Origin of the sequence: Mesorhizobium sp. M1A.F.Ca.IN.020.06.1.1 (assembly GCF_004023265.1) — a bacterium.
Taxonomy (GTDB): Bacteria; Pseudomonadota; Alphaproteobacteria; order Rhizobiales; family Rhizobiaceae; genus Mesorhizobium.
The window spans coordinates 1-473 of sequence record NZ_RZSR01001783.1 but is presented as its reverse complement, the minus strand read 5'-3'; the positions used below and the strand labels follow the sequence as shown (position 1 = coordinate 473).

Here is a 473-nt window from a genome sequence, read left to right as displayed (position 1 = left end):
GTTTACATATATCGAAAGAAATGTGGTTTATCAACCACTCAGACTCGGGAGAAGCAACCATGTTCGGACAAAGGCTGCGACTGGCGAGAAAGAAGACCGGCCTGTCGATGCAGGCCCTTGCAGACCGCGTTTCCCCGAAGGTCAGCGCCCAGGCGATCAGCAAATACGAAGCCGACAAGATGATGCCGTCGTCGGCCGTTCTGGTCGGCCTCGGCAAAGCCCTTGGCGTGTCTCTCGATTTCCTCATGGGCGGGCAGGTCGAGGCGCTCCGCGGAATCGAGTTCCGCAAGCACTCGGGAACCTCGGCCCAGGATCGGGCCCAAGCCGAAGCGATCGTCACCGAGAAGCTCGAAGACTATCTGGCTATCGAGGACATCCTCGAACTGGCTCCGCCAGGCGATCCCTTCGGCGATCTCGTCACCGATAATCTCGAACGCTTCGAGGCGGTCGATGCGATAGCGAGAGAATTGCGT

At 58.8% G+C, this 473-nt stretch carries 1 protein-coding gene; it reads left to right on the top strand.

Going from position 1 to position 473, the window contains the following annotated elements:
- Positions 1 to 59: 59 nt before the first annotated feature.
- On the top strand, positions 60 to 473 hold a 414-nt coding region (locus EOA60_RS36875), incomplete at its 3' end, for a helix-turn-helix transcriptional regulator (RefSeq protein ID WP_245502733.1).